Below are 467 nucleotides of genomic sequence, written 5' to 3'. Positions count from 1 at the left end.
CGCTCCTGCGCAAGTCTTAAGCGAGGTATTGGAACAATCATCGGGATAGGCGTTGTGTCAGCAGGTGTAACATCTGTTCTCAAGACGCCTCGATCTTCATCTGCAAAATGTCATCCGCCCGGGTCTTGCCCAGATTAATCGCAATCAACGGTTTCCCCTGATCCACCACCGCCCGACACAACCTGAACGCCGAATACGCCATCAACGACGACCCCACCACCAGCAACCCCGCCGCTTGCTCAACCGCCGCCATGGCCCTCGCCGCCGTCACCTGTGCGACGTTCTCGCCAAAAAACACTACGTCCGGTTTCATCCGTTCTTCGCCGCAGTGCGGGCAGTGCGGCACCTGGAACCGTGCTTCGAACGCCGGGTCGAGCAGGGTGTCGCCATCCGGCGCCTGCATCGCATCCACGCCGGCCAGGTACGGGTTCTGGGTTTCCATCAGGTGCTGGATCGCGTCCCGTTCG

Annotated in this window: 1 protein-coding gene; it reads right to left on the bottom strand. The window is 60.6% G+C overall.

Annotated elements, in window-relative coordinates; translation table 11 throughout:
• Positions 1–79 precede the first annotated feature (79 nt).
• The coding region (locus BK665_RS33275) for a Sir2 family NAD-dependent protein deacetylase (protein ID WP_311198558.1) at positions 80–467 on the bottom strand (388 nt) is incomplete at its 5' end.

It is taken from the genome of Pseudomonas frederiksbergensis, assembly GCF_003732665.1.
Classification (GTDB): domain Bacteria; phylum Pseudomonadota; class Gammaproteobacteria; order Pseudomonadales; family Pseudomonadaceae; genus Aquipseudomonas; species Aquipseudomonas frederiksbergensis_G.
Note: the sequence above shows the minus strand (reverse complement) of the source record. Positions and strands in the feature narration are given on the sequence as shown.